Raw genomic sequence first — 5733 nt, forward strand, 5'->3', positions numbered from 1 at the left:
GACGGGGGTTTCGGTCAATGCCTCGGGTACGGCATTGGTGGGCTTCACTCCGGCCGGACCGCTCGGCAACGTTCCGGTCGTGGTCACCACGCCGGGCGGCAGCACGACCGTCGCCGGCGGATACACCTACGTGTGAGCGGTCCCCCTTCACCGGCTCACACGGGGCAGTGTCGGCCGGGAAGTCCGCTTCCGCCGTGACCCGTTGCTGCCCCGCCCTGTCGTCGGCTCGTGAGGAGTCGACGACAGGGCGCTGTCAGGGCGGCCACCCGGCGCGCGTCATGGCCGGTACGACAGCTGACAGGACATCTACGCGACGAGCTTCATCAGACGAAGGTCACCACCCCGGACGGTTACGCAGCTCCAAGTTCCCTGGTCAGGAGGGCTCTTGGGGCCGCTCTGCAGACCTGGAGCTGCCGGTCCGCGCGATGCCGAGCCTTGGCTGCGCCATCCGGGTGAAGAGGGAGATGCATGTCTCGCCTCGGGGCGAACTCCCTGCGTAACTGGTAGGCGACAGGCGTTTTCGAAGGTTTCACCCGGCGCAGAGGTGAGGCGGGGACATGCCGATCAATCCGGATCAGGGATCCACCGGCGGTGGGTCCGAGGTGACCTTCAGCGGCACCGGCCTCGCAGACGCCACTGCGGTGCTCTTCGGGACCAAGTCGGCCGCCATCACGGCCAATACGGCGACCTCCGTGTCGGTGGTCGCCCCCTCGGGGACCGGTGTGGTCGACGCCATGGTGCGCACGCCGGGGGGCACCAGCAACCCGGTGCCCTTCTACTACCTCCCCCCACCCGTCGTCCTCGCCGTCTCCCCGTCGTCGGGGCCCGTCGCGGGCGGCGGAACGGTCACCGTCACCGGGCGCGGCCTCGCCGCCACGACCTCCGTGGCATTCGGTGCCACGGACGTGACGCCGACGGTGCTGTCCGACAGCGAACTCACCCTCGTGAGCCCCGCCCACGCGGCCGGCGCCGTGTCGTTGGTCGTCACCGCGCAGGGCGGTACGGCCACCGCCTCCGGAACCTTCGGCTTCGTGGATGTACCCACTGCCACCGGCTTCAGCCCGCTGACGGGTCTCCCCGCGGGCGGCACACTGGTCGGCATCACGGGTACCCGTCTGTCGACGACCACCGGCGTGACCTTCGGCGGCGTCCCCGCCACATTCGCCGTCCTGTCCGACACCGAGGTCGCAGCCATCGCGCCCTCCCACCCCCTGGGTGCCGTCACCGTCGCGCTCACCACCACGGGCGGCAGCGCCACCGCACCCGGGGTGTACCTCTATCTCGTCGGCTGACGGGGTGCGCGCGGCCTCCGCTGGGAGGCGGCGGTCCGGCCCCGATACCTGAAGTGACGTGAGCCCGGCGCTGTGCAGGTATGCGGTCCGGTGGATCAGGGGGGCGCAGCCGATCGAGTGCACTGGGGCGGAAGGCGCCCGACCTGCATGCGGGAGCGGGCGTCCTCGTCGCGACTCCTGGGAGAAGCCCGGCTGCTGCGCCGAGTGGCGCACCAGCAGGTTCTGTGCATGCGACCCGTTCGCCCGTCATGCGCGCCGCGCAGGACAGGCGAACGCGGTCCGCGAAGAGGCAATTTCCGTGCGCGTACCCACCCGCCATCAGGGGGAATATATCCGCCTGAATTGGCACAATTCGACAACCCTCCACGGGCAGAGCAACATGTGGTTGTGGGAGGTGCACAGATGATTGCGAACCTCAAACGATGGCGGCGCGGCCGGTGGTCGTGTGCCGCGCCCACCGACCTCTTCCGCGATCACCAGCCATGAGCTCCGATGACCTGATATTTTCCTGGCCACCCGCGAGCAGCCGGCCGTCCGTGCACATCGCCCTTCTTGGCGGTTTCGACCTTGTGGTGAGCGATGTCCCGGTGACGGTTCCCGTCGGCTCGAAGCGGCTCCTGGCGTTTATCGCGCTCAACGGCCGTGTCGCTGCCCCTCGGTCCCTGGTTGCCGGGAGCCTTTGGCCCGACGCATGCGAACAGAGTGCGTACGCGAACCTGCGGTCGGCGCTGTCGCGCCTGCGCGGCATCGGCAGGAAGGCCCTGGAGGTCTGCCCTGCGGAGGTGCGTCTCGCGCGAAAAGTCACCGTCGACCTGCACCACGCCCGGTCCCTGGCCCAGCGCATACTCGACCCCGGAGTCCCGGTCGAGGACCTCAACCTCAGCGCGGCGACCGTCGACCAGCTCTCCGACGACCTGCTGCCCGGCTGGTACGACGACTGGGCCTTGCGGGAGGCGGAGCAATGGCAACAGCTGCGACTCCACGCCCTTGAGTCCCTGGCGGGAGTGTTCATCGAAACGAAGCAGTTCGCCGGCGCGGTGGCGGCCGCCCACGCGGCCGTACAGGCGAATCCACTGCGGGAGAGCAGCCAGGCTTCGCTGATCCGCGCCCACCTGGCGGAGGGCAACCCGTCCGAGGCGCTGGACGACTTCGAACGCTATACGCACCGTCTCCGCGACGAACTCGGGCTTCGCCCCACTCCGCGGCTGTGCCACCTGGTCGACGGGCTGCAGCAGCCGGATTGCGGATGGTAACTCACCCTGGGCGATAGGGCATGGCGGGATTCCCCCGTCGGCGCCGTGAACATCGGGCATCCGGTACTGAACCGGTCGGGGCTCGGCGCACCCACGCACCACTGCGAGCCCACAGCCGTCACACCGACCGACCGACGTCGCCGCAGGCGTCGGTCGCGGCGCTGCGCCCCATGGGGGCGATCGCGGTGAGTTAGTTGCTCGGCCGGGCCTGCGCCCGCCGTTGGCCGGCCCTTCGCGGCGTCCGCCCGACTCCTTCCCGCGCCTTGCCTACCCAGCTTGGCCACGTGCCGGCAGATCGACCTTCGCCGTCGAGTGGTCCGCGCCGGGAGCGGCCGCCGCTGTCGCGCTGGAGGGGGAGGCGCCGGTCCGTGTGAGAACAGTCGATACGCCATCACGGGTACCCCATCAACCTGCTGTTGTGGTGGGGCAACGAGGCAGGACGTTTCCCCCTCAAGGTGCCTGTTTTCGTGATGTGAGGCGGCCCCCGGGGAGCCGGGCGATCCGGGCGAGTTCGGCGCTTTCGTCGTACGCAGTCGCCTCGGCGGGAGAACGCTCCATCAACCGTTCGGCTCAATAGAGTGTTTGTGCGGCAATAGGTGTACTTATTCTGATTTAGCAGCGGTGATCCGATAAATAGCCAGGTGATCCGCCAGTGAATCCGAATCCGCTGAATCTCCGGGACCCGTGATCGGGGGAGCATTGTGGAACCACGCGAAACCTCGGTCGAGGCCGCCTCGGAAGGCGCCGGTGAAGACCAGGCGCCCAGAGAACCCTCTGTCGTGCGCGGGCTGCCGCCCGCGCCGAAGGGGTCCTGGTCGCTGCTGTCGCGGATCGTGATCGCGGGCGCCATCGCGGTGGTGTCGATCGGCGTCCTGATCCACGTGGTCCTGGTCTTCCTGTTCGTCGCCCCGTCGAACGCCATCAGCAGGGACTACGGCGGGCTGGTCAACGGCTATGTCTATCCGGAGTTCGACCAGAACTGGCAGCTATTCGCCCCGAACCCGCTTCAGCAGAACATCGCCGTGCACGCGCGCGCCGAGGTCATGCTCGCCAACGGCTCCAGGCGCACGACGGGCTGGGTGGGCCTGACCGCCCAGGACATCAGGAAGATCAGGGACAACCCGGCACCCAGCCACGCGCACCAGAACATGCTTCGCCAGGCCTGGGACTTCTACAACAGGACGCACGACGAGAAGGGCAGAGCGATGGGCCTGCGGGGCGAGCTCTCCGAGGCCTACGTACGCCGGATCGTGACTCACCGGCTCGGGCCGCGGCTCGACGGCGGCCAGGTGGTCAAGGTGCAGGTCTACGCGTCGAACAAGCCGATCATCCCGCCGAAGTGGAGTCTCGAGCGCGGGAACACCCAGACGACCTACCAGGTACTTCCGTGGTGGCCGGTCTCCAAGAAGGAGTTCCAGTGAGCGTCGAGAAGGACACCGCCCGGGCGCCTTCCCCCTTCAAGGGCATCGGCACCAAGCTCGATACGGCGATCGCCAGAGGTCTGAACAGGGCCACGGGCGCGGCGCTCGCGCCCTACCAGGCCGCGATCGTCCGGATCGGCTTCGCGCTGACCTTTGCGCTCTACCTCATCCGCGAGTGGCCGCACCGGCTGGAGCTGTACGGCACCACCAGCCCCTGGGGTTTCGACCTGGCCCATCGTCTGGTTGCCTCGAACAACGCGTTCACGGTGCTGCTGTGGTCGAACGACAGGCTTTGGTTCGAGCTGGTCTACCACGGGACGATCGTCGCGTGCCTGCTGCTGCTCGTGGGGTGGCACACCCGCACGACGTCGTTGCTGTTCATGATCGGTGTGTTGTCGCTCATGAACCGCAACATCCTCCTGGGCGACGGCGGTGACACCCTCATTCACCTGATGGCGAGTTACCTGGTGCTCACGCGGTGCGGGCAGGTGTGGTCGCTGGACGCGCGACGGCGGGAGCGTGCGGCGGCGCTGGGCGGGGACGGCAGCAATTCGGTGAGCGTGACCCTGTGGGTGGTCTGCGGTGCGGGCCTCGCCCTCGCAGAAGTGACGGGGTTCGCGGAGATCCCGTTGAGCTGGGTGCTCATCCTCTGGGGCCTGTGGTTGGTCCAGGCCCTGTGGTTCTGGGCAGGGCGCAGTCGTTTCTCCGAGGTGCGGGCGGTGTTGGACGTCGTCGCCAACCTCGTCCACAACGCGGCGATGCTGGTGATCGCCGCCCAGGTGTGCCTGCTCTACGCCACGGCCGGCTGGTACAAGATTCAGGGGCCACGCTGGCAGGACGGAACCGCCCTGCACTACCCGCTGCATCTGGACTACTTCAGCCCGTGGACCTCTCTGTCCCAGGCGCTCGACAGCCGCTCGCTGATGGTCACGCTGATCACCTACGGCACCGTGTTCGCGCAGGTCGCCTTCCCGTTCACCCTCCTCAACCGCCGAGTGAAGAACGTGCTGCTGGCGGTCCTGATCACCGAACACGCCACGATCGCGGTGATCTGCGGCCTGCCGTTCTTCTCGCTGGCGATGGTCTTCGCGGACATGGTCTTCCTGCCGACCAACGCCCTGCGGTGGGTCGGGTCCAAGGCGGCAGGTGTACGGGACCGCATCACCGGGCGACATCGCCGCAGCAACGAGCCACAGGCGACCGGAGCGAAGGCCAGAGTGTGAGCATCTGACGCACTCTTGGTTCCCCACTCGTCCACCGTCTCGTGAGCGGCGGAGTGCCCTTCGTTCTGGGAGTGCCCTTCGTTCTGGTCCGCCCGACCCTGGTGTGCCCCGTCAGCGCGGTACAGCCTCGGCGTCGGCGACGGACTACGCGCTGCAGGTCGTCATCTGTAGGCAACACCGAACGTCCCTCCGGCGAATCGGCCCGTGGGGGGACGAACCGCCGGAGGGACCAGGCGGGTTGAGATCAGCTGTGGACAGCGCATGCCAGGGCGGGGGGATTTCCTCCGCCCAGCGGCATGAGCCGAGAACTCTGCACAGTGAGTGGCTCTTCGCTTCAGCCGGTGGTGGCGCCGGTGGTGGTGGCGCCGGTGGTGCCGCCTACGAGTCCGCCGATGGTGGCGCCGGTCGTGGTGGCGCCGGTGGTGCCGCCGCCGCCAGTGGTGGCGCCGGTGCTCGTGGCGCCGGTCGTGCCGCCTACGAGTCCGCCGATGGTGGCGCCGGTGGTGGTGGCGCCGGTGGTGCCGCCTACGAGTCCGCCGATGGT

Annotated in this window: 5 protein-coding genes; 4 read left to right on the forward strand and 1 reads right to left on the reverse strand. The window is 68.5% G+C overall.

Features of this window, described 5'->3' with window-relative positions:
* Positions 1–557: 557 nt before the first annotated feature.
* The 4 genes from ACWGI6_RS18745 (at position 558) to ACWGI6_RS18760 (ending at position 5189) form a co-directional block, all read left to right on the forward strand.
* On the forward strand, positions 558–1292 hold the full coding sequence (locus ACWGI6_RS18745) for an IPT/TIG domain-containing protein (protein ID WP_453268526.1): 735 nt from the start codon (positions 558–560) through the stop codon (positions 1290–1292).
* Positions 1293–1774: 482 nt separating this feature from the next.
* On the forward strand, positions 1775–2545 hold the full coding sequence (locus ACWGI6_RS18750; protein ID WP_453268527.1) for an AfsR/SARP family transcriptional regulator: 771 nt from the start codon (positions 1775–1777) through the stop codon (positions 2543–2545).
* A 701-nt stretch (positions 2546–3246) separates the two neighbouring features.
* Positions 3247–3966 carry a DUF5819 family protein gene (locus ACWGI6_RS18755; RefSeq protein ID WP_453268528.1) on the forward strand — a complete coding sequence of 240 codons (720 nt, stop codon included), beginning with the start codon at positions 3247–3249 and terminating at the stop codon, positions 3964–3966.
* Positions 3963–5189 carry an HTTM domain-containing protein gene (locus ACWGI6_RS18760; protein WP_453268529.1) on the forward strand — a complete coding sequence of 409 codons (1227 nt, stop codon included), beginning with the start codon at positions 3963–3965 and terminating at the stop codon, positions 5187–5189. The genes ACWGI6_RS18755 and ACWGI6_RS18760 overlap by 4 nt, the downstream gene beginning before the upstream one ends.
* Positions 5190–5523: 334 nt before the next feature.
* Here ACWGI6_RS18760 and ACWGI6_RS18765 read toward each other — a convergent pair.
* The coding region (locus tag ACWGI6_RS18765; protein WP_453268530.1) for a hypothetical protein at positions 5524–5733 on the reverse strand (210 nt) is incomplete at its 5' end.

Source organism: Streptomyces sp. NPDC054786 (assembly GCF_053611685.1).